At 52.0% G+C, this 619-nt stretch carries 1 protein-coding gene; it reads right to left on the bottom strand.

The window, feature by feature from the left end:
* A partial coding sequence (locus tag A7X77_RS31090; RefSeq protein WP_156668192.1) for an ATP-binding protein occupies positions 1 to 500 on the bottom strand: 500 nt, incomplete at its 3' end.
* Positions 501 to 619 lie beyond the last annotated feature (119 nt).

Raw genomic sequence — 619 nt, 5'->3', positions numbered from 1 at the left:
ATTTCGCCCAAGGCCTCGCGGGAGACCCCATATGGAAAAAGGCGCGAAAGGCCTAGATAGACGACGGGGACCGCCGGAAGCTGGTCCTTTTTCGCGCGACCGTACTGAGGTTTGATGGAGAACCTGAAGTTATTGACCTGCTGCGGGTCTTTCGAGTTATGACGTCTGAACGCGATGGTGTCCCCATTCAGGTATTTAACCGAGAACAGCACGCCCGTCTTCCCGTTCGCGGGATTGCTATAGCTGCCCTTGTCGCCTCTCGAGACCGTCTCAATCTTCGGATTTACCTTGTCCACGAACCTGCTGAGAATGCTCGCCGGTTCTGCAGACTTAAACCGAGGATCAGTGCGTTTCACGGCTTGGAACGAATTGCTGATGATGTGCATCAGCGTGGACTTGCAAGTACCGTTTGTTCCGGAGATGAGATTCACGCCCTTGCGGAAGTCAATTTTGATCTTCCTGAGCTTCCGGTACTGAACGAAGTCTATTTCATGAATCATAAAAGCAAGGCCCCACCCTGATTCTCAACCGCCATTTGGGCGCTAATCACATGTCGTTACAATTGCATTCTCGGTCAATGAACGCTGGCTTTCGCCGCAGGTAATAGCTTTCAACAGCA

The organism is Rhizobium bangladeshense (assembly GCF_001662075.1).
Classification (GTDB): Bacteria; Pseudomonadota; Alphaproteobacteria; order Rhizobiales; family Rhizobiaceae; genus Rhizobium; species Rhizobium bangladeshense_B.
Note: the sequence above shows the minus strand (reverse complement) of the source record. Positions and strands in the feature narration are given on the sequence as shown.